Origin of the sequence: Allofournierella massiliensis (genome assembly GCF_004345265.1) — a bacterium.
In the GTDB taxonomy this organism is placed as follows: domain Bacteria; phylum Bacillota; class Clostridia; order Oscillospirales; family Ruminococcaceae; genus Allofournierella; species Allofournierella massiliensis.
In genome coordinates this window covers 62,700-88,371 of sequence record NZ_SLUM01000012.1, presented here as the reverse complement: position 1 = coordinate 88,371, position 25,672 = coordinate 62,700, and the positions used below count along the sequence as shown (strand labels likewise).

Below are 25,672 nucleotides of genomic sequence, written 5' to 3'. Positions count from 1 at the left end.
CATATGATCGAAGCAATTACGAAAATCCACACCACATCTTCTTCGGTTACATTTGAATGTGGCAATATAGCCGTTATTGGAAACGGTGAGTTTCGGGCTTTATCTGGGAAAGTGGATGGTTTTATCCTGTATGCCGACACTTTGCGGTATGAAAACGGGGCGAAGCTCTCACGGGATGAACAGGGGAATTTGAAGTGCCTGTATCAGCACTTTGTATGGAACCGTGAAGATTTTATAGACTGGGATATTTGAACGATGATTTACGGTGAAATAACAACCGTATAGAAAAGCCGAAATAAAGGAGGTACGGATATGGATTTGTTGAAACAATGCCAGCTCTGGTTTGAGCAGGACGAGGTGCAGAAGGTAATCGACGCCCTGGAAGCAATTCCCGCTGAGGAGCGCACCCCGGAACTGGACAGCGAATTGGCCAAGGCATATATTGCCGTTGCACATATAGGAGAACGGGAGCCTTTTGAAAAGGCGCTGGAACTTCTGGCCCCCCATGAGGAGTATTTTGCCGAAGATCATTGCTGGAATTATCGGATCGCTTCGGCCTATTACTATCTGGACGAGGAAGGCCCCGCCCTGCGTTACTTTGAAAAGGCCCTGAAAGCCCGTCCGGGCGACAAAGATACCCAGGAGTACATAGACGATTGCCGACGTCGGTTATCCCTGCCCCGGTTTGAAAAGAACTTCCGGGAAAGAGCGCAGGAAGCGTGGGCGGCCTTTGCTCAGATTGAGGCGGAGCTGCGTCAAATCATGGATATCGACGAAACGCGCCAACGCGGCGAAGAACTGATTGAAAAATGCGGGAATGCGCTCAAGACGGCCCTGCGTGATACTTCCTTTGAGCTGGGCTTCAATGGCGAAAAGTATGAACTGATCCTCAGCCCGGAGGGCCTTCGGTCCCGGTTGTTTCCTCTGGTGTACTTCCAGCGGCAGGCCCCGGAATCGGTGCTGGAGCATTGGAATATCTTAGTAGGCCGCCAGCCCTGTGAGAAATTTGAGCTAAGAGCGGGAGAGATCAAAGTCCGGGCCGAGGATGTGCAGATGTGGGCCGAGAAAACCGACGATCAGCGGGTGAGTCTGGTTCTTTGCTGTGAAAAGTTGACGCCGATCCTGAAAGAGGACACCGACAAGGTCTGGTGGGCCCTCTCGATGCTGGTGGATCAAACCATTGGAGAAGTTTCCGCTATTGCCTTTGTTGCCGGGTTCGATGTTTATGCTCAGCCGAAAGACGAACCGGCCATGCGCCTTACCCAGCTGCCGGAGTTGCTGCAGAGCATGGGACTCTCCCTTTGGAGGGATGGCAGCGACTATCTGGAAAACAGCTATCTTACCTACGAGCTGGAACCGGTGGAGGATCCAGAGGCTGACTGGCGGTTGGATGTATATGCCGGCGCCTGCCGCCTGCCAGTGCTCATCAACGACTATCTGTCTGCCCGCAGCGACGCGGTGGATGAGTACCACAGGGATGGCATCGCAGCGGGGTTCCTTTGCTACCCATTGGAAGGATTTACCGGAGAGGAGCGGAGCAAGGCCATTCTGGACTTCCGAGATGATTTGAGAGATGCCATCCTGCGGGAGGCAGGAGCGGAAGCCGTGACCTTCCTGGGTGGGGCTACCGGTCTGTACCATGGATATCTGGATTTTATCGCATGGGATCTGCCCGCTGTATTGACCGCGGCACAGGCATTCTTTGAGGGAAGCAACCTGCCCTATGCGCACTTCCATGTATTCCGGCGAGATGTGGGCGGTGTGCCGCTGCTGGATGAGGCGGAACCGGAGCCTGATATTCATGAGGAAACCGGCTCCCTGCTTTCAGCAGAGGATATTGAAACACTGGAATCTTATGATGACGGAATCTCCGGCTACTTCTGGAGAATGCTTCAATGGCTGGAGGATTTCATCAAAACTGGCATTGAAGAAGGAAGATTCACCGAAAAGCAGGCACACCAGGACCTGCAGATCGCCCTCTGGTACGCCTTCGCCTGCCTTAATCTGGATGATTATATCCATTATTATCAGGCAGCCCAGTGGATGAAGGATTCTGAGAAAAATGCCACAGGCTGTGCTACCTGGTACTATCGGTATTCTGTGGCGCTGATGTACTGCAGCAGGCTGGAAGAAGCGCTCAACTATGCGGAGAAGGGTGCTCAGGAAGAGCCGGACTACCCCTGGATCTGGCTGCAGGTGGGGAAATTGAGAGCGCATTTTGGTGACAAAGCTGGCGCGCTGGATGCTGTTAAACAAGGGTTGAAACTGGAACCCGGTGATTATGAGTTCCTGACCTTGCAGCAGGAGATCGAATCCGGCGCGACTCTGGAGCAGATGGAATACCACTGGATTAACCCGGATGCTGACCAAACGCTCCAGCAGGGACTGGACGAGGATGCGGATGGGAAACAATATGCTCTGGCGTGTATCCGAGTAGACAAAGCAGGTCTTGCCGAATTTTATGAGCTGTTCCACCCGGAGAAGTATGGCTATGAGAAAAATTCACCCTGCTGCGAATTTCGATACATGGTGAAGGAACATCTTGTGGATCTTTCCTTCCGTATGAACGAAGCCGGACTCTCCAAAATGGGAACGGACTGGCTGCGGCAGCTCAAAGAACGGTTGGACAGCGGGGAATGGTTGCTCCACACCCCGGAAGGGGAATCGGAGGGGACTTTGGTTGCAGTCTTCGTGGAGCAGAACCGTCGCATCAGTCTTGTCTATCAGCAGGCGGGAGACGATCAGTATTTTCAGATTTTTCTGAATCCGGACGGTACAAAGGCGGATGCCATCTGGTCCTCGGCGGACAAGCGTGAGCCTGAGGTTTATTCGGAGGATGAGATGTCTGCGATAGAGCAGCACATCAAAAACATGTTTGGTGAGTTTGAGAATGTATTCCATGAGCTGGTTTCTCCCGACATCCATGTGGACATCTGCATTGTTCCTCCTTCTGAAGAGCGGGATTATTACACACTGGTAACGATGGGGATGGGTGCTCACCGGATGAATGTGCCGAAGGAGCTGGAGGAATACAAGCTGGAGCGGGCGGAACTGGCCATCGCTCTGCCGCCGGATTGGAAACTGGATGAGGAATCCCTGAAGGATGAGCGGTGGTACTGGCCCATTGGCCTCTTGAAAGTGTTGGCCCGCCTGCCCATTTCCAACGATACCTGGTTGGGCTTTGGCCATACAATTGACAAGCAGTCGCCATTTGCGGAGAACACGGCACTCTGCGGCGCACTTCTGGTAGGCCCGCAGGATGTTGTCTGGAACGGAGGAGAAGTCTACACTTTGCCCAGCGGCGAGGAGGTCAACTTCTATCAAGTGATCCCGCTCTATCGTAATGAAATAGAGTATAAGATGGAGCATGACGTGGACGCTCTGCTGGAAAAGATGGCAGGCATCAGTTTTGTGGTCAACCCCACCCGCCAGAATGCCATCACCAGAGGAACGCTTGCAGAGGAGTTCACCGACGATATGGACGATGCCGACTGGCATCTGGAAACCATTCAGCAAAAGGGCCTGCCGGTGGACGAGATCAATGCCTACAACCACATGGCAATCTATCTGCGCTGGTGCATGGAGCATGATCTGATGAGCGCGGAATTTATGGAGCGGTACTGGGAGCAGGTGCAGCTGTTTATGGCAGATCTGAGCCGCGCTGATCTGCGTGGCTTCATCCGGGACCAGCTGAAAGGGCAGCTCTTTGGGGCTCTGTTCAACAAGGAGGGCGCAGCCTTTGCCGGATATTACTATGGCGAGGCGGACAGTCCGTACTTCCCCAGCGACATTGACAACTATGCCTTGGAATATTTCGGCTCGGAGCAATATTATTCCGATAAGTTCCAGGATGAAGCCTATCTGTTCATCCCATTCGATGAAAACTATTATCAGGCTATGGCAAAAGTTATGGAAAAGCGGTTTGCCAACTGGCAGGGACAGAGTTTCGATGAGGCCACTCTGGAGCCTTCGGACCTTGCTAAAACCATGATGGAATATCTGGACTGTGAATGTACCTATTTTCCCTCAATGACGGATGATGACCCCATTATGTCGGCATACAACTACGCCAAACGGGAAAGTGTCAAGGAGGGCTTTGTGCCGGTTCTGATTAAGGCGGATGACGAAATCCTGTGGGAATGCCTGATTCTAAATTCCGATCCGGACAGCGATAGCAAGGACGACTATGCTTTCGACCCGGACAAAGTTGCCGCATACCGAAAGGAAATGCTCTCCGCCCCCATCAAGAACAGTAAAGCAGTTCTGGAGGAAATGATTGGGCAGCGCAAAGAAGAAGCCGAGGATGACGATATGGATTGGGTTGAGGAGATCCTGGGCGAGATGGAAGGCGGATATGAGAACCGTCGTTTTTCAAGCTACTGGAACTCCGATAATAAGATGACATATCCTCTCATTCTGGCTAAAATCCCTGTGAAGAACCCTTGGGAGATTTTTGCCTATCTGCCCTTTGGTGGCTGGAATGAATGTCCTAACACGCCGGAATTAATGGCAGTTGCGAAATGTTGGTTTGAACAGCATGGGGCGGTGCCCGCTGCCATGAGCCATGACGAGTTGGAGTTTCTGCTCCCGGCTCCTGTTTCCGAGAAAGAGGCCATAGATGTGGCGGTGGAGCTGTACGGCTTCTGCCCAGATGTGATTGACCAAGGCCCGCAGGACGCCACCGTGGGCACTCTGGCCGATGTGCTGCGGCAGTCAACTGTCTGGTATTTCTGGTGGGATTGATGAGAGCTTGTGTGGACAAAGGAGTTCTGCGCCACCTTTGTCCACCAGACGGACATTACACGAACACCTGTTTTTTCAAAGGCGGGTTTGCCGTAAGAGTGTGGCTGTGATGTCAAAACAAAAGGGGCTGTTGCGCAACTTTCGTTTTGCAACAGCCCCTTTTCTCATTTACGTAAGAATCTTCTTGCTCTTTGTACGGTTGCACTTTCAGCATAGGGTCTGTAGATTCGTTTCTTCAGTGCGGCCACCCTTTGAGACGGGGATAATATGCTGCCTTATTTTTGACCAGCCTTTCCATTTGAAATTTTGATTTGCAGCCTGGATAGATGCAACAATTAGACTAAAAACGCAGAAAAACACCTAAAAAGGTGGTTTTCCTAAGAAAGGAGGTCCGAGCGACAGAACTGGCACCATCTTGCTCCCAAAGCAGGCGCGCTACCAACTGCGCTACGCCCGGATATAAAGTCGTAGAATGGTCCGGGCGTATCCTCCCAAAGAATGCGTATTCTGTCCCGAACAATTTCTGGAACATAAAAAAGCAGGGCGGCCCTGATCGGTTGGTCGGACCATCCCGCAGTGAATCTGAAAAAGGACATAAGAAGCTTCCGGAATCAGCAGCTCTTTAATGCTGAATCAAAAACCAGCCATCAAGAAAAGAGCTTGCTCTTTTTGCGCACCATGTACATGTCGGGATCCGCCAAAAGGGCATAGGGATAGGGACCGGGCGTGAAATCATCCTGACGCACCTTCTGTGCGGTAAGGGTGCCGGAGAAATGCAGCTCGTTTTCCGGATCCATATCATCAACAATCAGGTCATAACTGCTGTGAGGAGGCAGGGTCAATTCCAGGGCGCAGGAAGGCACTTCGCTGCGTTTGAAGTTATCCGCCTGGTAGCGCAAAGGCTGTGCAGAATGCAGCAAGGATTGAGAGACATATCGTCTCAGGCACATGCGGTATATCTCGCTGGGAGTCGCCCCGTATGAAGTGGACGGTTGTTTGCGGGTTTTGTCTGCATGTCCCATCAGTTTGGGGATTTCCGGAGCATCGAAACCGCTGTGACAATAAAGGAAGGTGCAGAAGTTGCGTCGTTCCGAGTGACCGGTCAGTCGACGGTATACGTGATCGTTTTGCTGTTTGATATTGAATACAAACTGTCTGGCAGCGTACAAGGACTGGAGCATACCCTCATTGCGCAGCAAATCAGTAATAGCGTTCGACAGATGATCCCGATAAATGCGCATCGTTGCGGGATCGGTGAGGAAGGCGTCACCTTCCGATTGACCGCAAAGCAGCTGCAGGGAGAGGTCTCCATGGATTGCACTCAAAGTCATCACCCGTTGATACATGGCTTCGCCTACATCTGGGCATAATGGGATGATGCGATAGGACGGCAGAGTTTTGGGCATTTCGGTGCGCTTGCCGTCTGGCAGCAGCTGGCCGGAAACACGCAGATAATACATCCGTCCCTGCGATCCATCCAGATAGCCCAGCGAGCAAAACAGCAGACCGGTAAACTCGCCGATTCGAAGTCCGGTATCGGTGAGAATGCTGATCACATCGGCAAGCGGGGAGTTTTTGCACAATGCGAGCAGCTCGTCAGGCGGCAAGCTGCGAACCCCATCCACCTGAGACATAATCGATGACAGGTGGGATGTTTTGCCGTCGAGGTCCGGGGGAAGACAGTCAATCTGTATGTCATCCTCTTCAATCAGGTAACTGATCAGCTGTTTCAGCAAACCGTAACGCTTCTGTGCCGCAGATGGCACCTCCTGATACGGATCATCCTGTTTGACTTTTGTCGCTTTGCGTGCAGCATCGCAGATGGACTCGAAAACAGCGGTATAAATCTCATCGTTGATTGTAAGCGCGTTGATACCATCCAGATGAGGAATCAGTTTATCGAATTGATAACCATAATCCTTGACCGTGAGCGGAGCCCAGTTTCTTTCGCGCTGTGAAAAGGCAAAAAATGCATCCCGGTAGGTGCGGGCCAATTCTCCCAGATCGACCGCGGGAGCGGTGGAAGCCTGCCCGGAATCAAAAAATCCAGCCAGATGCATCTGTGCAATGATACCGTCAGCAATGGACGGGAAGAGGTTCTTTCGGATATCCTCAATGTCCCTGCCGAAAATTGCTGTTTCGGCGGGTTTGTCGCTGTCGCTGCCGCGGAGCTGCCGTTTTGTGATCGCCTTTCCGGTTTTCGGATCACGGGGTGTAATGCGAATACGGCAGGGTGTGTCACTTGCTTTGTATGAGGAGGGATACGACAGGTTTGTTTTAAAATATACGCCGTTGTGTTCAAAATCTTCCATTAATTATTGGACCTCCATGATGCCAGAATGGCATAGTTGCTGTTGATGCGGATGGTTTGCGCTGTATCGGTGTTGTTTTCTATACGAAAGATGCGACGCTGCGGAACAGACTGGTCTGAAAACGGTGTGTACCGGCGCAGTCTGAGATAGCGGGTAACGGCATAATCGTCGCACAGGGTGTCCAGGTAATGTTGCTCATCCATTGTCGTAGCGGGCAGGCCGAACATAGCGTGGACCATGGCATCATCGGCCCCGCAACATTTGGCGATGTATTTGGCATCCCGCTGTAACAGCTCAATGTCCCGCTTTTCGGTCTGAAACCTGGATTTGCCGCTCTTCTTCGTGCGTGGAATGTTCGCTTTAGGGATGCCGGCCTGCTGCATGATCGAGTTGATGCGATCACGGATATCTTTTGCTCCAACGATTTTGCCCGAAATCGTGCCAGAAAGACGCATGTCAGCAATTTGAGCATCGGAATACCCGGAGCTGTGCAGATACTCAATATACTTCAGCATAACGTTTGCCACCCATGGAGCAAGAACGACACGCCGCAAACGATGAATCGGGAAATCGTCATTATCGGCACTGATTGCACGGCAAACAGTGTTTGTGTCCCGGATCTGTTTGGTCACCGTGATGGTGTAGCAGTTTTCATCACGCAGTTCCAGCTGATCGATGTCGCCAAAACACAGAGCGGGAATTTCGTTGGGAGCCAGACCGGTGTAGATCAGTGCAACCAGCCAGAGATCATAAAGACGATCGGCGGGGGCAAGAACGGAAAAGAGAGCGGCGCGGAATGTATCGTCCAGATGATTTTCACGGCAGCTGTTGATGATCCCACGGTTCTGGCGCTTTATGCGGGTGATTTCATCAGAGAGTCGCACTCCTTCGCGTGCAGCAGGATATCCGTTTTGCACAAGCGACTGGAACAACAGTCTGTATGCCGCCTGTGTATGGGTTTTTGCAGTTAGCGAGATGGTCTCATCGTTTTTAAGCCGACTATTGAGTCTCTGAACGATTGCCTTCTGCCGATCGGGCGACAGCTGATGAAGCTGGATGTCGCCGATCATCGGCAATATAATTCTGTTGATACAAGACCGCAGTGATGCAGCTTCTTTGAGAGATTTGTCTGCGTAAAGGGTGTCGCCCACAAAATGGACGTAATCGCGCACGGTCACGTTTCCACATTTCAAATTACTTTTCCAGAGGGGGCGAAAAAGCAATTTGGCGATGCGTTCCAGTATCGGGTAGGCTTCCTGGTGAAGGAGTTCTTCTGCCTTTTTACGGCTTTTTCCGCGGCGTGCGAGTTTGAATTCGGCATTGGGATGGGAACGTGCCTTTTTTTGAATTTCCTCCAAATCCGGGCTAATCAGCTGGGCAAGGACAGAATATTCCTGCTGGCGATGTTCCAGTTCCGCAGCCAGCTCGGCATTGGTATATGGCTTTTTGGTGTTGGGGTTGATCAACTTATAGAAAGCGTCGTAGCTTCCTCTATATGGTTTGGTGACTTGGCGGCCGGTTCCGCCCATGATCGGAAAGTCGTTTTTGGAATGGCTCATATGCCGAATCCTCCTGAGGGTATAAGAATTTGTGCTGTTTGGTTCTTATGAAACCCCTTTTTCGGATTCTTTCCAGTTTTTTTGCATATGGCTGCGTACAAATTTTTTCGGCAAGTTCGAAGGGGAGACTTATGGTCGTGAAGGGCTTGTCCCTCCGCTCATCGGGGGGCCTTATTATAGAAGGATTTTCGGGTTCATTTAAGACAAAACCACCTGCGTTTTTCATTACGGATTGTATGGTGGTACATTCATCCTTTTTTCGGTAGAAACAAAGCAAGGGAAGAAGCAGAAAATGAAGCTGCTTCTTCCTTGGGTGCGGTTATGCCCTGGTATGCTGCTTTGCCGGGTCTTTGTTGGACAGTGAAAGTTTCTTCTCTCGCTGCAGGTTCAGTTCAGTGGATTGATCAGGCGGCGCTGTTGCCGGAAGCCGGAGCTGTTCCGGCGATACGATCAGGCTGTTGAGCAGATCCAGCACCTGCCGCTCCATGCGCGCTGTCGATGGCCGCCCGCTGAAGCGGCGGAGGAGCTTCTGCGTGTCCGTTTTGGGAGCTGCCGTCTGCTTTGCGCTTCGCTTTTCCAGTGTTTTCTCCAGGGCTTCTCGATCAATGACCGGCGGATAGCCGCGCTCTCCTGTATAGCGGCTGTCTTCCAGAATTCGGGCAACCATGTTTTTGTTCCATAGCTTTCCCTCGTCATAGGGAATTGACTGTTCCCGAAGCTCCTCTACCAAGGTGTTGTAGGTGGCACCCGCAAGGTATTGTTGGAAGATGTACTCTACCAGCTCTGATTCCTGCGGATGGATGGCAATTTCGCCCATAACCACCCTATAGCCAAACGGCTGCTTCCGATTGCCCATCAGCGCACCGTCCTTTCTATGGTTTCAGCCAGCTCCAGCTCGTTTTTCAGGCGGAAGCGGATTCGCTCATTGCTTTCCACGATGATCGTTTCAACGAGCTCACCGAACAGCTCTGCGTCAAAGCTGTCAAGGAAGTCCGGGCCATCATTCAAGATTTCCATCAGCTCTCTTGTTTGGGCGATGGTGTTGTCGCCATCGACGGTCAGAAGACGCTCCTTTTTCAGCTTTACAGCGCGGAGCTGCTCGGTCAACTCATTGCTCTGGGATATAAAAATGTCAGGATCAATGAGGCCCTGTTGTTTCAGCGTGGCCAACATTTGATTCTGACTGGTAAGATCGGATATTTGCTTGTTGAGTTCAATGACATCCAGGCTCCAAAGCATCCGGCGGTTGCGGATGGCTTGGAGCGAGGTGATCATTTCCATGAGGATGGGTTCGCCATGGTGCTTGAGCTTATAGTATAGGCGGATGAAAGCATTTGTTATTTCATCTTCTGCAATTGGTGTACCCTCATCTGCGTATATGTCAACCATTCTCCAGTTTTCCTTGCTGGAGATCAGGTCACTGTAGTGACGGTTCTGGGCGGCGAAGGAGTTGAGCTGGTCATCAGAGACGGAGCTGACACGGGCGTATGCCGCAACCCGCGATTTGGCGTTTTGGGGCTTTTCGGTTGCCTCGATGGTGATGACCCGGTATTGCTTTTCTCGAAGTGCCATGCTGCCGTCGGTCATCAGCTTTTCCGCCATGTCAGTTCACCTCCTTTTTTGCAACACAAACAATACCACAACACCTTTGAAATAGCTATTGAAAAGAATGCGATTTCAGAAAGAAAGGATAATGTCCGCACCGGTCTGTGCGGCAATTCTGGCCAAAATTTTGCGGGCCTCTCTTTCCGTCGTTTTCTTCTGCTCTATCAGCGTGCGGAGCAGTTGGGCAATGCCGCACAAATCGATATTTGTCATCTCGTTTCCTCGCTTTCGTGGATTTGTTTTTGATAACAGAAATATGGGACCCGATCAGGGAGTTTGAGGAGAAAAGGAAGAGGAGTGTAGAGGGGGAAAGATGAAGAACTCAGAGAAACGGAGGTTGAGAAGAAGAGGATGTACTGTGATCAGATCCCATATTTCTGCTATCAAAAGAAAAACAGAGGGCCGCTCCCAAAGGTCAGGTGAGCGGTTGCAGGCTCCGAGTCTGGAGCGGCCCTTTGTTTCTTGATGCTGCTTAGTCGCCTGTATTCGACACTACTTCCCCAGGCAGGGCGGCAACTTGAACTGCGCTGGCGCACATCATGGGACTCTCACCCCTCCGAGGCTCTCTCCGAGCTGCGTAAGCAGAAGTATCATTGTAGGCTGACGGGGTCATGGCGGGGACAGCTTGCCAAGGCTGCCTTGGCCTGAGTGGGTATCGCTCTGCACCTTATTTGGCCGTCCTTTGATGCGGATCTGCTCCGCACAGGTGGTCTTCGCGCACTCGGCATGACGCTCTCCCGATCAGCTAAGGTATTCAAGTTGCCGGATATGACCGCCTGGGGCGGTGTTTTTCAAGGTTTGCTCTGAGATGTTTTGATCTCACGAAGATTGTAACTCCGTGCGTATACTTCCAACAGAAACAGAATGGAAAGTTTACCAACCCAAAATGGAAAGTTTTTAGAGAGATGCCTCCAATTCGGACAGTAGAGAGATGGCCATCCGCAGTCCGCGCTTCTGTTCCTCCGCAAAATCTCCTTTTCCCACCAAGAGATAATCCAGAGAAACCTCAAAGAATGCTGCAAATTCTACGGCCAGCTCGACTGGGCCAGTTTGCTTTCCGGTTTCGATTTTTGCGATGTATGGAGTGCTGACATTCATCTTCTCTGCCAACTGCTCCCGTGTGAGCCCACGCTTTTTTCGCAAGCTCCTGATCCCTGAACCATAGTCCTCTCTATTAAAGTACATGGTGATTTACTCCGTCTTCTGAAATTTGGATGCGAACCAAATTTCGGAGCGGTGGGTCGCGGCAACGGAGCGACCGGACATACCGGACGCTGAGCAGAGGCCGCCATTTTTCGACAAACAAAAAATGCACCCACCGTGCGGTGAGTGCATACGAAGAGAAATATTTGCCGAGCTTTAGCGGTATATAGTGAGTAAGGACAAATGGTGTCGAATAAAAAAGAACCGCAACCCCTTGGAGGATTGCGGTATGTAATGTTACTCTTTTTTCCCTGACCCCCGGCGGGTGTTCATTGCTCCCTATACGCTTTCCTGCCATATTCTCCCCTTGCGGGGATAACAGACAAAAAGTGCGTTTCCCCTCACCGTTTCGATGGGGGTATTATAATAGGGAATTTTTAGGGGTTTCTTAGAAATCGCTTAGGTTTTAGGCAGTTTTGCTGAAATTTGAAGATTATCCGCTTTTTGTATATTATTATATATTCATATTGGCCCAAAAGAACCAGTCAAAACTGTGCATTCTATATGTGCAATTAGTCTGACAAGATTTTCTACATCTTATTTTTCTATTCTACCAAGGGTACACTAAACTTGTCAACATATTTCTTGTGGTCGGAGGGTTGGCAAGTGGAATATGGAACTATTCGGATTAAGCTGGACGAGCTGTTGAAGGCATCCGGTCTTAGCAAGAACATGCTGAGCCATCGGGCTGAGATGCAGCGGACGCAGATCAATAATTATTGTAAAAACCAAATTACTCGTTTAGATATAGATGTCCTCGCAAGGCTTTGTACGGTGTTGAATTGTGAGATCGGCGATCTATTAGAATTTATACCACCAGAAAAGATAGAAAAATGAGGCTCGAAAGAGGAATGTACTTTTCTCCCTAACCCTTTGTGTTCTTAATTCTCTGCCTATTAATGGATTATTATTTATGGGCGTAATAGCAGCTTTAAAAGAATGGCTGTGGCGGAACTAAGACCACCACAGCCATTCTTTATACTTGCCGTCATCTTCTCCTTGACGATCCTGGTGTCCAACCTCATCCCCAGGGTGGAGCAGACCGTCACAAGGCTTTCTTTTGCGGCTTTGGCGTCTACGGCGATCAAAATGCCGCCCAGATTTCCGCTATACTGACACGAGCGGAGAGCGGAGCTGTCGGAGAGGAGGAAGATCCCCGGAGCCTCCACCGTGTAGGAAGTACCCTGCAACGCTCGGACAGTAAGGCGGCCGGTCAGGCAGAACAGCACTTCAAACTGGAGCGGTGCGCCGCACACCGGGATGGGCCGCAAGGGCTCCTGCACCGGCTCCGGCAGGGAAAAGCGGCAGATCTGCACCCCCGGCATACCGTGGCTCCAGCGGCCCGTGCCGGAGCCCTGGCTCAATAAATATTCCTTCAGCATGATTTCTCACGACCTGTTTCTCTGAGTTCGAAATTGGTTTCGCCTATGCTGGCTGGGGATACAGAGAGAAGGCAGGAGACGAGATCCTCCTGCCTTCTGCGGTGTTTTTGTCAGGCCAGAGATGCGCCCAGCTCGCGGCAGGCTACCAGAGCGTCATCGTCCGGAGCCTCGTTGCAGATCACGCTCTCACAGGCCAGATTGGCGCCGTCGTCGTTGCAGCGGGACTCCCAGCTGCGCATCCATTCGCCGTCCCCCCAGCCGTAGGAGCCGAACAGAGCGATGTTCTTCCCGCTCAGCCTGCCCTCACAGGCGGTGAACATAGGCTCGAACTCGCTCTCCTCCAGCTGCTCCGACCCCATGGAGGGGCAGCCGAAAGCGATGGCGGAATACTCGCCGACCTGCTCCGGTGAGAACTCTGCGGCGGTGATCACAGATACCTCGGCGCCCTTGCCCTTGGCGCCTTCAGCCACCGCCATGGCCATGGCCTCGGTGTTTCCCGTGCCGCTCCAATACACAACTGCAACTTTACTCATAAGACTTTAGCGACCTTTCTTTTCTGGATTTGTTATGGTAGAAACATCAACCAGCCACGGTGAGCTGCTCGATGGATTTCCCTTGCTGCCACTGCCGGGAGTAGATTTTGCTGCACATCTCGTATTTCTCAAAGATGTTTCTGGCGGCCTGCTCGTCGCCGTAGACCTTCCAGCAGCCCACGCACTTGTGATTGCATGCCCGATTGCAGATGAAGCCCAGCACATCCTCAGGGGGATAGCTCAAAAACAGGCCGATCTCATGGGGAAATTCCCCCTCGCTCCGGAGCCGGTGGATGAGGTGAACCACGCAGCCGTTGGGGTTTTCCGGCACATAGCCGTATTTGAGAAGCAAGGCTCTGGCGCGGTGATCGGTCAGATCGCTCTCCAGCGCATTGGGCCGGTAGGCGTAAATCAAAGCGCGGCCTTTGCAAACCCGGAGCGGCAGAACGCGGATGCCCTTGGGCACCAGTTTCTTGTTCAGCCGGCACAAGTCTCGCGTCAGATCCTTCCGGCTGGGGCAGGCGCAGGAAAAGAGGTTTCCCGTCTTGATCCCGGCCAGGGTGGGAGAACAATGGCGAATCAGCAGATCCTCTGACATAGGCGTTTCCCTCACAAAATCATGTCCATGCGAAGACTGTACGGCAAAATGAAAAAACGGACAGTAAATGTGGTTAGCGGTAGCTAACTAATGCAATTATATACAGGGCAAATCCGCTTGTCAAGAGGACGGATGGAATCTGTTGACAAATAAATAGCGCATTTTGGACGCCTGTGTTATAATAAGCAAAATGTCCGTTTTGGGGAGGGTCCTATGGCGATTCACGAATCTGGCCAGATGTATCTGGAAACTATTTATATTCTCTCTCAGAACAGCGCCTTTGTTCGGGCTATCGATGTGGGAGAGCAGTTGGGCTTTACCAAGCCCAGTGTCAGCAGAGCCATGTCCATTCTGAAAAAGGACGGATATGTGAATGTGGACGCTGACGGAGCAATTACCCTGACGGAGACCGGGCTTGCCATTGCTAAGACGATGTACACCCGCCACACGGTGTTGAGCCAGATGCTGATGGAATTGGGCGTGGACGAGGAGACTGCGACCGAAGATGCCTGCCGGATCGAGCATGTGATCAGCGAAAAATCCTTTGCGGCTGTGCAGGCGCACTTGGAGCAGGTAACGAAAATGCGGGAAGATGCGCACGGGCAATGAGGCTATGCAAATTTGGCGGACTTTGCTATCGAGCGGCAACGCGATAAGTGAATACCTGCCATTTGGCACGGGATATCAAATGAGGTGGAGCCTTGATATGGCCTCCACCTCATTTTTATGTGATCTGCGCTTTTAAATCAGGAGCGACCTGCTGTGTAAGTTCACCGCCAAGCGTACCTGCTCCATAGCTCCAAACGCTTACGGCAGCTCATCCTTATGTGTCTGCTGGCTTTTCAAAACCTTTCGGGTGGCTTTTTTGATTTTATGGCACACGCTAAAAATAGCGATGCAAAACAGCAGAGCCACTAATCCATATCCAAACGACTGCATTGCCGTGTTCATATTCACGCCTCTTTTCTGACCGCTGCCGCCAACGAGCTCAACCGAACAATCCTCTTTTTTTGTACGGCTCCTTCTGGATCGTGCCGACCTCATACCCTGTGCTGCGAATAGCATTCATAAGAGCCTCCGTGTCCAGATCTGTTTCAGAGAGGATTACAGTCTGGTTTTTGCTGCGGGAGGAGTTTACCTTTTTGACCGGGCAGGCTTTGCGTACGGCGTCATTGACATGAGCCTCGCACATCCCGCACATCAATCCGTTGACTTCCACTGTGTACTTCCACATGTTCTCTCACTCCTTCTTGACTTTTGGATCATCGAGCTGCGCGGACCGGACGGTGGTCTGCCGTGCCGCAGTCCGTTCATCCGGGATCTTCCTGGCTATCAGACAGCACAGCGGCACCAACGAACTTCCGAGAAGCTGATGGCGAACGATGGAATAGCCGCACTCGGACAGGTATGCCATCAGCTCCCCGGCAGTCCAGACATGGTACACCCGAAAGCCGGACAGCCCCATGAACCAGAGCCGGAGTCTGGCGCTTCGACTTTTGCCCCAGACAAAGGTTGGGGCGAACAGCCATCCCCATGGCTTCAGAACCCGCCAGGCTTCCGCCAGAGCTTTTTCCGGGTGAGGCATGACATGGAGGGCGTTGGAGATCACAACCGCATCGAAGCTCTCCGGGCCATAGGGCAGCTGGGTAGCGTCCTGGACGGAGAAATGGAGCCGGGACGAGTGCATCTGCTTTTTGGCCTGACGGATCATTTCAGCTGAAAAGTCGGTTGCCTCCCAGCTCCGGACACATGGAGACAGCGGCACGGACAGCTGGCCTGTTCCGCAGGCCAACTCCAGCACATCCATGTCCCGTTTCAGAAAAGGGCGCATTGCTTTGCATATCTGCTGATAGGTTGCCTGGGAGCGGCGCATGAAACCGGAGTAATGCCGTGAAAACCGCTCCCAAAACTGCTTGTTGTCATCCATACAATATGGTCACCTCAATGATGGTTAGCGATTGCTAACTACATCATACTCTTTGTCACACGAAATTGCAAGATGCCGCCATATTGGTTTTGCATGTTCTCTGGGATAAATCAAGGGAAGAAGCGAGAACGAAGAATGACCGGGATACATCTCCCGGCCATTCTTTCCGTTTCGTTCGGCTCACTGTGTTTACCGGCACCAGCCGGTGGGATTGGAGCGGGCGGTGATGAAGCGGCGGTAAATGCCCTCCTCCGCCATAAGTTTGTCGTGGTCGCCGGCCTGAACGATGCGCCCCTGGTCGATAACCAGGATCTCATCGGCGTGGCGAATGGTATTGAGCCGGTGGGCAATGACCAGCAGGGTCTTGCCCCGGCACAGTTGGGTGATGGCCTCCTGGATGTAGCTCTCATTGTCGGCGTCCACGCTGGCAGTGGCCTCATCCAGAATGACGATGGGAGCATCCTTCAGAATGCAGCGGGCAATGGAGATCCGCTGCCGCTCTCCGCCGGATAGGCTGGCTCCACCTTCGCCGATAACAGTGTCAAAGCCGTCGGGCAGTTCCATGATGAAGTCATAGCATCGGGCTTTCCTGGCTGCCTCATAGACCTCCTCCCGTGTGGCGTCTGTCCGTCCCATGGCGATATTGTTATAGACGGTATCCTGGAAAAGATAGACCCGCTGGAACACCATGGAGATCTGATCCATCAGATCAGAGAGAGGAATATCACGGATGTCCCTGCCCCGTACCAGAACCTGCCCCTGTTTCACATCCCAGAACCGGGAAAGCAGGTTGACTACCGTACTCTTGCCGCCGCCAGAGGGCCCCACCAGGGCCAGCATCCGGTTTTTCTCCAGTGTGAAAGAGACATCATGCAGTACCTCTTTCTCCCCGTAGGCGAAGGTGACATTTCGGAACTCCACCTCCGGGGCACCGCCGGCTTTGGGTAAGGTCTCCCGGCCCCGGTCAGGTAGTTCTGGCTGGGCCAGTACCGCCTCGATCCGGTCCATGCAGGCGTTCATCACCGTCAGGCGGGTGGCTTGACTATAGAGCGCTTTAATGGGACCGAAGAGGTCAAAGACGAAGAGCAGGACACCCAGCAGGAAGGTGATGGAGAGCTGCCCCCGGCCATAGAGCCAGAGAGACAGGGGGATCATCAGCACCGAGCCCAGACCGCACACCAGATAAAGGGCCCGCATCCAGGGGGCCTGACTCTCCTCGAACTCGATGCTGACCTTGCGGCTCCGGGCGAAATTCTCGGTGAGCTGCGCGGAACGCTCTCCCAGCAGGTTGAAGGTCTTGGCGATGCCGATGCCCTCCACATAGTCCAGCACCGCCCGTGTGAGCGCCTCGCTCTGCTCCTGTCGGATGTCGGAGTGGGCCAGGGTGCTCCCCAGAGATGCGCGGCCCAGCTGCCAGATAATCAGCACCACCACCAAGGCGGCCAGTCCCAGCCAGGGATTCAGGAAGGCCAGCCACAGCACCAGAATAGCCTGGGCAAAGGTATAGCTCATCATGTTGGCAATGTCGTGCATACAGTTCTCCTCAATGAACACCATGTCGGTGGACAGAACGGAACTGATTTTGCCGATGTTGCCCTCTGTGAAATAGCCCATGGGCAGGCGGCGCAGATGCCGTCCCAGCTCCATGCGCAGATCGGCGAATACCATATAGCCCGCCGCGGCCTGGAGCCGGTCGGCGATGTTCTGGCACAGGCACTCCAGCAGAACGCAGCCCACCGTGCCCACCGCCAGCCACAGGCACAGCCGTGCCGTCATGGTTCTCTGGAGAAAAGCGCTCAGGGCCAAGAAGGACAGACCGATGGGGGCCTTGGACAGCATGGCCTTCAGGAACGCAAAGACAAAGGCCAGCTTGATCCGCCCCTGATAGGGGCCGGATACGGACAGGATTCGTTTCATCAGCGCGATCATGCCTCGTCGCCTCCTTTCTCCGCAGAGACACGCCAGGCAGCGGCTCCCTCGGCAGCCCGCCACAGTTTTTCATAGGCGGGGCAAGTCTTTCGCAATGTATCGTGGCGGCCAATCCCTGCCACATTGCCCTGATCCAGCACCACGATCTGATCGGCACCTGCAATGGACTGAAGCCGGTGGGCGATGACGATGACCGTCTTGCCCCGGATCACCTCGGCAATGGCGGCGTTCATTTTCTCCTCATTCTCCGGGTCCAAAAAAGCGGTGGCCTCATCCAGCACCACGATGGGAGCGTCCTTCAAAATCGCCCGGGCCAGGGCGATCCGCTGCCGCTCCCCGCCGGAAAGCCCCTTGCCTCCGTCACCGGCCATGGTATAGATTCCTTTTTCCAGCCGTTTCAGAAACTCTCCGCATTGAGCCCGTTCCGCCGCCGCCAGCACCTCCTCGTCGGTGGCGCCGGGTCTTCCCAGCCGGATGTTCTCCAACAGGCTGGTGTTGAACAGGAACTGCTCCTGCGCGACGAAGGAGATCTGCTCATTCAGAGAGGCGAGGGACATCTCTCGCAGGTCTTGCCCGCCCAGCGTGATGCGTCCGCCCGTCACATCGTAAAAGTGGACCAGCAGCTTGGCAAGGGTCGACTTCCCGCTGCCGGATTCTCCCACCAAAGCAGTGAGGCTCCCCTGTGGGACAGAGAAGGAGATGCCGTGGAGGACTTCGTCCTTTTCATAAGAAAACCGCACATTCTCAAAGCGGATCTGCAAATCGTTTCCGTTGAAATCCGTTTTTCCTTCTTTCAGGGGCGGAATATTGAACAGAGATTCCATTTGGTCAATCTTGTAGCTCAGCTGGGGCAGCACCGACATAAAGTTCATGGCTCGGATCAGAGGCGGTCCCACGGAAAAAGACATGCACAATACCAGCGCGTAATCCGGCAAGGTGGAGGCGCCGGTGAGTACCAGATAGCCGCCGGCTGGCAGCAGCACCAGCGCCACGCAGGGCAAAATGCTAGTGTAGAGGGCCATCCACAGCCAGCAGGCCCGGAACCAATCCAGCGTAAAATCACGGTAGTTTTTTACATCGGTCTCAAAGCGGTGATATGACTCTCCGTCCCGGTTGAAGACTTTCACGACTTCCATGCCGTTGATGTACTCCACGATGGTGTTGTTCATTTTCTGCCCGGCGGCGTAGTAGTCTCCCATCTTGCTCATGCCGGAGCGGTACATCATGCCCATGGCCAGCACGCCCAGCGGAAGGGAGCAGAGGGAAAGCAGACCCAGCTTCCAGTCCGTGAGGAACATGGCCGCAAATACCACCACCGGCACCGCCAGATTGGACAGCCCTTCCGGCAGGGCGTGGGCCAGCAGAAGTTCCATGCTCTCAATGTCGTCAATGAACATCTTCTTCCAGACTCCAACGCCCTTCTCCTGGATCGCGCCCAGGGGCTGCTTTTCCAGCTTGCTCTGGAGATGGAGCCGGAGGTTTTCCAAAGTATGATAGGCGGAGCGATGAGACAGAGCCAGCCCCTCCACATAAAGAAGGCTGTAGAGGACCATGCACAGAGCCATGGCCCCGGCGTTGAACAGGGTTTCCTCCAACGTGAGACTGCCCCCAGTCAGCAGGGGTCTCAGCAGGCGGTAGAGGAAGAAATAGGGCAGCACGCTCATGGCCACGCCGGCCACCAGTACCAGAATGGAGGCATAAGTCGTCTTCCGGTGGCGTCCGGTGTAGCGCAGGACTTTTTGAAACACAGTATCACTCCTTTTTTGGTTAGTTATTGCTAACTTATTAGCGAGAAAAAGGCCTCCGCAGAGGCGTTTTTCACCCCTTGGAGAATCCCAGGGCAGCGTACCAGTCAAAGAGACGGCAGACCAAAGTGCAGTGGCGCTGGATCTCCGGCCAGGTGAAGTCGTGGATAAAGGGCTCGTAAATGGTGGTCCAGAAGGCGGACAGGACCACATGAAGCTCCTCCCGCGTCATATCCACCGTACACAAGCCCCGGCGTCTGGCCTCGGCGTAGTAGGTCCAGGTGCCTTCCGTCATTTTCTCCACCCAGTCGTGTTGGAAGTTGGCGTAGGCGGTGCCCTCCGCTCCGGTGAGCAGCAGCACAAAGCCATCCCGCCGCTCATTGAGAAAGCGGAACCACCACAGCATATATTCCTCATCCATATACCACGCCCGGATCAGATCTTCGTCGGAGAGAGCGGATGCCGGCACCGCCGTCCGCTCCTCATAAACAGCATCCAAATCCGCCACCGTATCCGCCACCACAGCGCGAAACAGCTCCTCTTTTCCGGCGTAACGCTTATAAAGGGCGCCGGTTGTCACCCCAGCCCGCTGGCAGATGGATTTCAGGGAAGCCTTCTCAAAGCCCAGCGTCCGGAACTCCTCTTTGGCGCTGTCCATGATCCGAGGGTCAATGGAAGTATCCGGTTTTGCCATAACATCCCTCCCAATGATTGATAATTTAATTATCGATAATCTAATTATCAATATAACATCCCTTTCTATCCCTGTCAAGGGGAAATCCTCTCTTGACAAACTCGCTTTTTGGTTGTATATTCAAAACATCGTTATGAAACAGTGTTTTGAATTGAGAGGTGATACCATGGCAAAGCAGATCGAAGGGGTCTATGAAAATGTACTCCGCTGCGCCCGTCGGGAATTTTTGGAAAAAGGCTTTGCTCTGGCCTCCCTGCGGGACATCGCCAAGGCGGCGGGAACCAGCACCGGCTCCATCTATACCCGCTTTACCGACAAGGCTGGATTGTTCCGCGCCCTGGTGGAGCCTGCTGCCGGAGAGCTGAAGCGCCGTTTTTTGGAGATTCAGGAGTCTTTTCACCGGTTTGACGGCCAAACCCAGCAGGAGGAGATGGGGCGTTACACTGCCCATGCCCAGGAGGGACTGTTTGATTACATCTATGAGCACCTGCCGGAGTTTGAACTGCTGCTCCGCCGGGCCGCCGGGACGGAATATGCCCACTATATTGACGAGTTGGTGGAGATCGAAGTCAGTTACACCTACAAATACATGGAGGTCATCGGCTGTGAGAGCGTCCGCTCCGGTCAGGTCACCGAGGACTTGATCCATATCGTTACCACCGCCTACTTCAACGGAATGTTTGAGCCGGTGCGGCACCGCATGGATAAGGCCCGGGCGCTCCACTATATCCGCCAGCTCAACCGCTATCACATGGCAGGATTTGAGACGATCTTTCATCCCGAAAACTTCCGGTAGTGCAAAAGGCCGCTTTCCCGGCGGCCTTTTCATAGAACCAAAGGTTAGCAATAACTAACTAAAGGAGGCTTATTTATGCAGAAAACGCAAAGCCCGTTGCTGCGGTTGTGGCAGCTGGGCAGGGAACATCACGGCGGCCTGATTGCCGCCATCTTCTGCGCGGTGGCGGGTGTCCTGCTGGGGCTGCTGCCGTATCTCTCAGCGGGGCACATCCTGGTAGCGCTTCTGACCGGGCAGCAGGACTGGAACTTCTATCTTCTGTGGTGTATGGTGGCCCTGGGGGGCTATCTGGCCAAAACCCTGCTTTACAATCTGGCACTTTCCCTCTCCCACAAGGCCACCTTCCAGATCCTGCGGGACATCCGGAAGATGGTTCTGTCCAAAATGCCTCGCTTACCCTTGGGAGATATTCTGGATACCTCCAGCGGACGGCTCAAACAGATCGTGGTAGATCAGGTGGAGAGTATGGAGACGACGCTGGCTCACCTGCTGCCAGAGATGACCTCCAATCTGCTGGCGCCGGTATGCGTTCTCGTGTATCTGTTTACGCTGGACTGGCGTATGGCATTGCTGAGTCTGGTGTCCATTCCTGTGGGCATGGCTTTTATGATGGCCATTATGGGCAGCTATGGCAAGGACTATCAGGGTGCGGTGGAGACGACCCAGGCTATGAACGAGACCATTGTGGAGTACATCGGCGGCATTGAGGTCATCAAGGCCTTCAATCAGGGAAAGAACTCCTATGAGAAGTTCTCCTCCCGGGTACGGGCCAATGCTGCCTACTACTACAACTGGATGAAGAAATGCCAGTTTGGAATGGCGCTGGCCTATGCCATCGCTCCCACCACGCTTATTACGGTGCTGCCTGTGGGCTGGATCTTCTACACGGACGGCAGTTTGTCCGCAGAGGTATTTCTCACCACCATCATCCTGTCCATGAGTATTGTGGGACCTCTCATTGCCGCCATGGGCTTTGTGGATAATCTTGCCAAGGTAGGTACCATCGTGGGCTCGGTGGACGAGATCCTCCTGAAGCCGGAGCAGGATCACGGAACACAGCCGGCACAGCTGGGAAAACCGGATATCGCCTTGGATCATGTTTCCTTTGGATATGCTCAGGACAAGGAGATCCTCCACAACATCTCCCTCACCATTCCGGCCGGCAACCTCACCGCTTTGGTTGGACCCTCCGGTTCGGGCAAGTCCACCATTGCCAAGCTCATCGCCGGTTTCTGGGATGTGACCGAGGGCCGCATTACCCTGGGCGGCGTGGAGGAAAGCCGTATCCCGCTGGAACAACTCTACGACCAAGTGGCCTTTGTTTCTCAGGACAATTACCTCTTTGACGATACCATCCGGGAAAATATCCGTATGGGACGGGTAAATGCCACGGATCAAGAAGTGGAACAAGTCGCCAAAGCCGCCGGATGCGACGGTTTCATCTGCCAGTTGGATCATGGCTATGACACCCGGGTGGGCGGCGGAGGCGCCCATCTCTCCGGAGGAGAGCGGCAGCGTATCGCTATCGCCCGGGCCATGCTGAAAAACGCCCCTGTGGTGATTCTGGACGAGGCCACCGCCTACATTGATCCGGAGAATGAAGCGGTGGTCCAGCGGGCAGTGGCAAAACTGGTGGAGGGTAAGACGGTCATCGTCATTGCCCACCGCCTGTCCACCATCACCGGCGCAGATCAGATCGTGGTGGTGAAGGATGGAAGCATCGAGGCACAGGGCAGACATGAAGAACTGTTGCGCCATTGCCCGTTGTACGCCGATCTGTGGCAGGCTCACATGGGTGTAAAGGAGGGAGAAACGGTATGATCGAGACATTCAGAGGTATCTGGCGGTTTGCCGGTGAGGAACAGCGCAACATCCGGCGCTCGGTGATCGCCTGCTTTTTCAATGCGGTATTCCATATGTTTGAGATTGCCGCCATCTACTACACCATCCTGGCTCTGCTGGATGGAAAAACCGGCCCTGCCACGGCGTGGCAGGCGCTGGGTCTGTTGGCAGTCAGTATTCTGGGCAGCGCCGTGACCAAGTATTTCTCCCAACTCCAGCAGACCCACGCCGGGTACTTCATGGCGGCCAATAAGCGCGTGGCCATCGGGCAGCGGATGAAATCCGTCCCCATGGGCTACTTCAACGACAACAGCCTGGGAGAGCTCACCGGGGTCTGCACCACTGTACTGGACAATGTGGAGACTGTGGCTCCCATGGTGTTGGTGACCATGTTGGGAGGATTGCTCAACGCTCTGGTCTTTACGGTGATGATCCTGATTTTTGACTGGAGGATCGGTCTCATTGTGGTGGCGGCCACCGTGGTTTATCTGTTCATCACCTCTGCCATGGAGAAAAAATCCGCCGCCCTCGCCCCGCACCGTCAGAAATCCGAGGCCAAGCTGGTGGAGGCGGTACTGGAGTATGTACAGGGCATGAGCGTGGTGAAGTCCTTCAACCTCACCGGACGGGGTGACCGCACCTTGCAGGAAGCACTGGAATACAACTGCCGCAGCAACCTGAACATCGAAAAGATGTTCACCCCTTATATTATGGCGCAGGGGATCGCGCTCCAGCTGGGAAGCGTGGCCATGATGCTTGCGGCGGTATGGTTCTATCTCTCCGGAACGATGATTCTGGCCAATGCTCTGATGGTGGTCATCATGTCCTTCCTGGTCTTTGCCCAGATCTCCTCGGCGGGCAGCGGCATGTCCCTGCTGCGTATCGTCAGCAGCTGCATGGCCCATGCCGATGAGACGGACGCCATGCCCCAGCTGGCAGAGACCGGTCGGGCCGGCACGCCCAGGGAGCACGGCATCACCTTCGACCATGTTTCGTTCTCTTATGACCAGCGGCCTATCCTGCGGGATGTATCCTTCGCCATCCCGGACAGAACCACCACCGCCATCGTGGGCCCCAGCGGCTCCGGGAAAACCACGCTGTGCAATCTCATCGCCCGGTTCTGGGATGTGGAGAGCGGCGCCGTCCTGGTGGGCGGTCAGAATGTGAAAGACTATACTCTGGAGAGCCTGATGGATCAGATCTCCATGGTATTCCAGAAGGTCTATCTCTTTGCCGACACGGTGGAAAACAACATCAAGTTTGGATGCCCGGGCGCCACCCACGAGGAGGTGGTGGCCGCGGCAAAGAAAGCCTGCTGCCACGACTTTATTCTCACCCTGCCAAAGGGCTATGACACCGTCATCGGCGAGGGTGGTTCCAGTCTTTCCGGCGGCGAGAAGCAGCGCATCTCCATCGCACGGGCTATCCTGAAGGATGCTCCCATCGTGATTCTGGATGAAGCCACCGCCAATGTAGACCCGGAGAATGAGGACCGACTGCAAAAGGCCATCGAAGCCCTGACCCGGGACAAGACCATTCTGATGATCGCGCACCGGCTGAAGACAGTCCGTAACGCCGACCAGATCCTGGTGCTGGACGGCGGACAGATCGTTCAGCGAGGCACACACAGCCAGCTCATGGCCCAGGAGGGCCTGTATCGAGCGTTCGTATCTGGCCGTAAAGAGTCCGGCCAGTGGAAACTCTGAGCGAGGAAACGCCCAAACCATTATGAAAAGAGAAGTGCCGTCACCGGGTATATTCCGGCGGCGGCACTCTTGTTGTGCGCGGGAGATTGCGCTTGAAGGGGCAATTGCTGCTGCAAATGGAAAATGACTTGACTGGTTAGCGAATGCTAACTATAATCAAGCGTAGAGTACCGTGTCTTTTGAGGAGGGCCTATGGAGAAGTACAAAATCGAGAAGGACTCCGTGCAGGAGACGCTCATCATCCCGCTGTATGGCCGGCGGCTCTGCTCGTGGCGGTTCCCCGGACTGTATCAGGATACCACGGCGGCCATGCTGATGGAGAAGGTGGACTACGACTTCTCCCCTTTGGAGCGGCAGGCAAACGGTCTGATGCAGACCTTCGGCGCGCTGGAGGTCGCCATGCGCCAGAATGACCTCGCCTGGGAGGTGCGGGACTATCTGAATGCCCATCCCAGAGCCGCTGTCATCAATCTGGGCTGCGGTCTGGACAACACCGGGCGGGCCTGCGACAACGGCCGGTGCAGCATCTGGAACATCGATCTGCCGGATGTGATCGAGCTGCGGGATCGCCTGCTTCCCGCCGGGGAGCGGGAGAAAAACCTGGCCTTTGATCTGAAAGACCCGCGCTGGATGGATGCCGTCCGCACTGATCCTGAGGATGGAGCGGTGCTGTTTGCCGCCGGGGTCTTCTACTACTTCACGACGGAAGATGTCAAATCTCTGGCCACAGGCATCGCAAAACGCTTCCCAAGAGGGCGGCTTGTCTTTGACGCGGCCGGGAAAACGGCTGTCCGGCTGATGCTGAAAACCTGGGTGAAGCAGGCGGGCATCCGGGATGTGGGCGCCTATTTTTCCGTCAAGGACGCCAGGCGGGAGCTGGAGCCATGGTCGCCGCTTTTTTCTGTTTCCAGCCGGGGCTATATGCTGGGCTATCAATCACTTCATGATCCGGCGGTTCGGCCCGTCCACCGGCTGCTGGCGAAGCTGGCCGACGGACCGATGCATCTGCAGATCGTCCGGATCGACTTTGCAGAATGATGATACCTAACCGACTTTTTCCACCCGGAATACGAGCAAATGATCGTGATAGGGGATGTG

The 25,672-nt window shown here is 54.0% G+C and carries 24 protein-coding genes and 1 tRNA gene; 8 read left to right on the top strand and 17 right to left on the bottom strand.

What is annotated here, in order from left to right; genetic code table 11:
- Positions 1-3: 3 nt before the first annotated feature.
- Both EDD77_RS08465 and EDD77_RS08460 read left to right on the top strand, forming a co-directional pair.
- Positions 4-252: a hypothetical protein gene (locus EDD77_RS08465; RefSeq protein WP_058964321.1), complete on the top strand. Its 249-nt coding sequence runs from the start codon at positions 4-6 to the stop codon at positions 250-252.
- Between the two features lie 60 nt (positions 253-312).
- Positions 313-4,743, top strand: a complete 4,431-nt coding sequence (locus EDD77_RS08460; RefSeq protein WP_058964320.1) for a suppressor of fused domain protein — start codon at positions 313-315, stop codon at positions 4,741-4,743.
- Positions 4,744-4,950: 207 nt separating this feature from the next.
- On the opposite strand, the gene EDD77_RS18810 is transcribed toward EDD77_RS08460, so the two are convergent.
- The 8 genes from EDD77_RS18810 to EDD77_RS08430 form a co-directional block, all read right to left on the bottom strand.
- Complete coding sequence (locus EDD77_RS18810; protein ID WP_082669600.1) at positions 4,951-5,103, bottom strand: HNH endonuclease; 153 nt, start codon at positions 5,101-5,103, stop codon at positions 4,951-4,953.
- Between the two features lie 30 nt (positions 5,104-5,133).
- Positions 5,134-5,200, bottom strand: a tRNA-Pro gene (locus EDD77_RS18060).
- A gap of 190 nt (positions 5,201-5,390) precedes the next feature.
- Positions 5,391-7,055, bottom strand: a complete 1,665-nt coding sequence (locus EDD77_RS08450; RefSeq protein WP_058964319.1) for a site-specific integrase — start codon at positions 7,053-7,055, stop codon at positions 5,391-5,393.
- Positions 7,055-8,614 (bottom strand): site-specific integrase, encoded by a 1,560-nt coding sequence (locus tag EDD77_RS08445; protein WP_058964318.1) that lies wholly within the window; start codon positions 8,612-8,614, stop codon positions 7,055-7,057. Before EDD77_RS08445 ends, EDD77_RS08450 begins: the two co-directional genes overlap by 1 nt.
- A 319-nt stretch (positions 8,615-8,933) precedes the next feature.
- Positions 8,934-9,470, bottom strand: coding sequence for a recombinase family protein (locus EDD77_RS08440; RefSeq protein ID WP_058964317.1), 537 nt, complete (start codon positions 9,468-9,470; stop codon positions 8,934-8,936).
- Positions 9,470-10,216 (bottom strand): recombinase family protein, encoded by a 747-nt coding sequence (locus tag EDD77_RS08435; RefSeq protein ID WP_058964316.1) that lies wholly within the window; start codon positions 10,214-10,216, stop codon positions 9,470-9,472. The genes EDD77_RS08440 and EDD77_RS08435 overlap by 1 nt, the downstream gene beginning before the upstream one ends.
- A 75-nt stretch (positions 10,217-10,291) precedes the next feature.
- Entirely contained in the window at positions 10,292-10,432 is a 141-nt protein-coding gene (locus tag EDD77_RS18055) for a hypothetical protein (protein ID WP_156417376.1), read from the bottom strand.
- A gap of 684 nt (positions 10,433-11,116) precedes the next feature.
- Entirely contained in the window at positions 11,117-11,404 is a 288-nt protein-coding gene (locus tag EDD77_RS08430; protein ID WP_058964315.1) for a helix-turn-helix domain-containing protein, read from the bottom strand.
- Between the two features lie 624 nt (positions 11,405-12,028).
- On the opposite strand from EDD77_RS08430, the gene EDD77_RS08425 reads away from it, so the two are divergent.
- Positions 12,029-12,259: a helix-turn-helix domain-containing protein gene (locus EDD77_RS08425; RefSeq protein WP_040648020.1), complete on the top strand. Its 231-nt coding sequence runs from the start codon at positions 12,029-12,031 to the stop codon at positions 12,257-12,259.
- 74 nt (positions 12,260-12,333) lie between these two features.
- On the opposite strand, the gene EDD77_RS08420 is transcribed toward EDD77_RS08425, so the two are convergent.
- The 3 genes from EDD77_RS08420 to EDD77_RS08410 form a co-directional block, all read right to left on the bottom strand.
- Positions 12,334-12,804 (bottom strand): hypothetical protein, encoded by a 471-nt coding sequence (locus tag EDD77_RS08420; RefSeq protein WP_242868382.1) that lies wholly within the window; start codon positions 12,802-12,804, stop codon positions 12,334-12,336.
- Between the two features lie 110 nt (positions 12,805-12,914).
- Positions 12,915-13,337, bottom strand: a complete 423-nt coding sequence (locus EDD77_RS08415) for a flavodoxin (protein ID WP_058964314.1) — start codon at positions 13,335-13,337, stop codon at positions 12,915-12,917.
- 46 nt (positions 13,338-13,383) lie between these two features.
- Complete coding sequence (locus EDD77_RS08410) at positions 13,384-13,935, bottom strand: DUF3793 family protein (protein ID WP_058964313.1); 552 nt, start codon at positions 13,933-13,935, stop codon at positions 13,384-13,386.
- A 213-nt stretch (positions 13,936-14,148) separates the two neighbouring features.
- Between EDD77_RS08410 and EDD77_RS08405 the strand changes: the two genes are divergently transcribed.
- Positions 14,149-14,544, top strand: a complete 396-nt coding sequence (locus EDD77_RS08405; protein WP_040411889.1) for a metal-dependent transcriptional regulator — start codon at positions 14,149-14,151, stop codon at positions 14,542-14,544.
- 198 nt (positions 14,545-14,742) lie between these two features.
- On the opposite strand, the gene EDD77_RS18485 is transcribed toward EDD77_RS08405, so the two are convergent.
- From EDD77_RS18485 to EDD77_RS08375, 6 genes are all read right to left on the bottom strand, one after another.
- Complete coding sequence (locus EDD77_RS18485; RefSeq protein WP_242868380.1) at positions 14,743-14,886, bottom strand: hypothetical protein; 144 nt, start codon at positions 14,884-14,886, stop codon at positions 14,743-14,745.
- 37 nt (positions 14,887-14,923) lie between these two features.
- On the bottom strand, positions 14,924-15,169 hold the full coding sequence (locus EDD77_RS08395; protein ID WP_058964311.1) for a heavy-metal-associated domain-containing protein: 246 nt from the start codon (positions 15,167-15,169) through the stop codon (positions 14,924-14,926).
- 6 nt (positions 15,170-15,175) lie between these two features.
- Positions 15,176-15,862, bottom strand: coding sequence for a class I SAM-dependent methyltransferase (locus tag EDD77_RS08390; RefSeq protein ID WP_058964310.1), 687 nt, complete (start codon positions 15,860-15,862; stop codon positions 15,176-15,178).
- A gap of 189 nt (positions 15,863-16,051) precedes the next feature.
- Positions 16,052-17,791 carry an ABC transporter ATP-binding protein gene (locus tag EDD77_RS08385; protein ID WP_058964309.1) on the bottom strand — a complete coding sequence of 580 codons (1,740 nt, stop codon included), beginning with the start codon at positions 17,789-17,791 and terminating at the stop codon, positions 16,052-16,054.
- Positions 17,788-19,539: an ABC transporter ATP-binding protein gene (locus EDD77_RS08380; RefSeq protein ID WP_058964308.1), complete on the bottom strand. Its 1,752-nt coding sequence runs from the start codon at positions 19,537-19,539 to the stop codon at positions 17,788-17,790. The genes EDD77_RS08385 and EDD77_RS08380 overlap by 4 nt, the downstream gene beginning before the upstream one ends.
- A gap of 70 nt (positions 19,540-19,609) precedes the next feature.
- Positions 19,610-20,230 (bottom strand): TetR/AcrR family transcriptional regulator, encoded by a 621-nt coding sequence (locus EDD77_RS08375; RefSeq protein ID WP_058964307.1) that lies wholly within the window; start codon positions 20,228-20,230, stop codon positions 19,610-19,612.
- 166 nt (positions 20,231-20,396) lie between these two features.
- Between EDD77_RS08375 and EDD77_RS08370 the strand changes: the two genes are divergently transcribed.
- From EDD77_RS08370 to EDD77_RS08355, 4 genes are all read left to right on the top strand, one after another.
- The gene (locus EDD77_RS08370; protein WP_040412592.1) at positions 20,397-21,026 is read left to right on the top strand and encodes a TetR/AcrR family transcriptional regulator; all 630 of its coding nucleotides are present in this window, start codon (positions 20,397-20,399) and stop codon (positions 21,024-21,026) included.
- Positions 21,027-21,101: 75 nt separating this feature from the next.
- On the top strand, positions 21,102-22,847 hold the full coding sequence (locus tag EDD77_RS08365; protein WP_058964306.1) for an ABC transporter ATP-binding protein: 1,746 nt from the start codon (positions 21,102-21,104) through the stop codon (positions 22,845-22,847).
- Complete coding sequence (locus EDD77_RS08360) at positions 22,844-24,574, top strand: ABC transporter ATP-binding protein (RefSeq protein ID WP_058964305.1); 1,731 nt, start codon at positions 22,844-22,846, stop codon at positions 24,572-24,574. Before EDD77_RS08365 ends, EDD77_RS08360 begins: the two co-directional genes overlap by 4 nt.
- A gap of 192 nt (positions 24,575-24,766) precedes the next feature.
- Entirely contained in the window at positions 24,767-25,612 is an 846-nt protein-coding gene (locus EDD77_RS08355) for a class I SAM-dependent methyltransferase (RefSeq protein WP_058964304.1), read from the top strand.
- Positions 25,613-25,672: the final 60 nt, after the last annotated feature.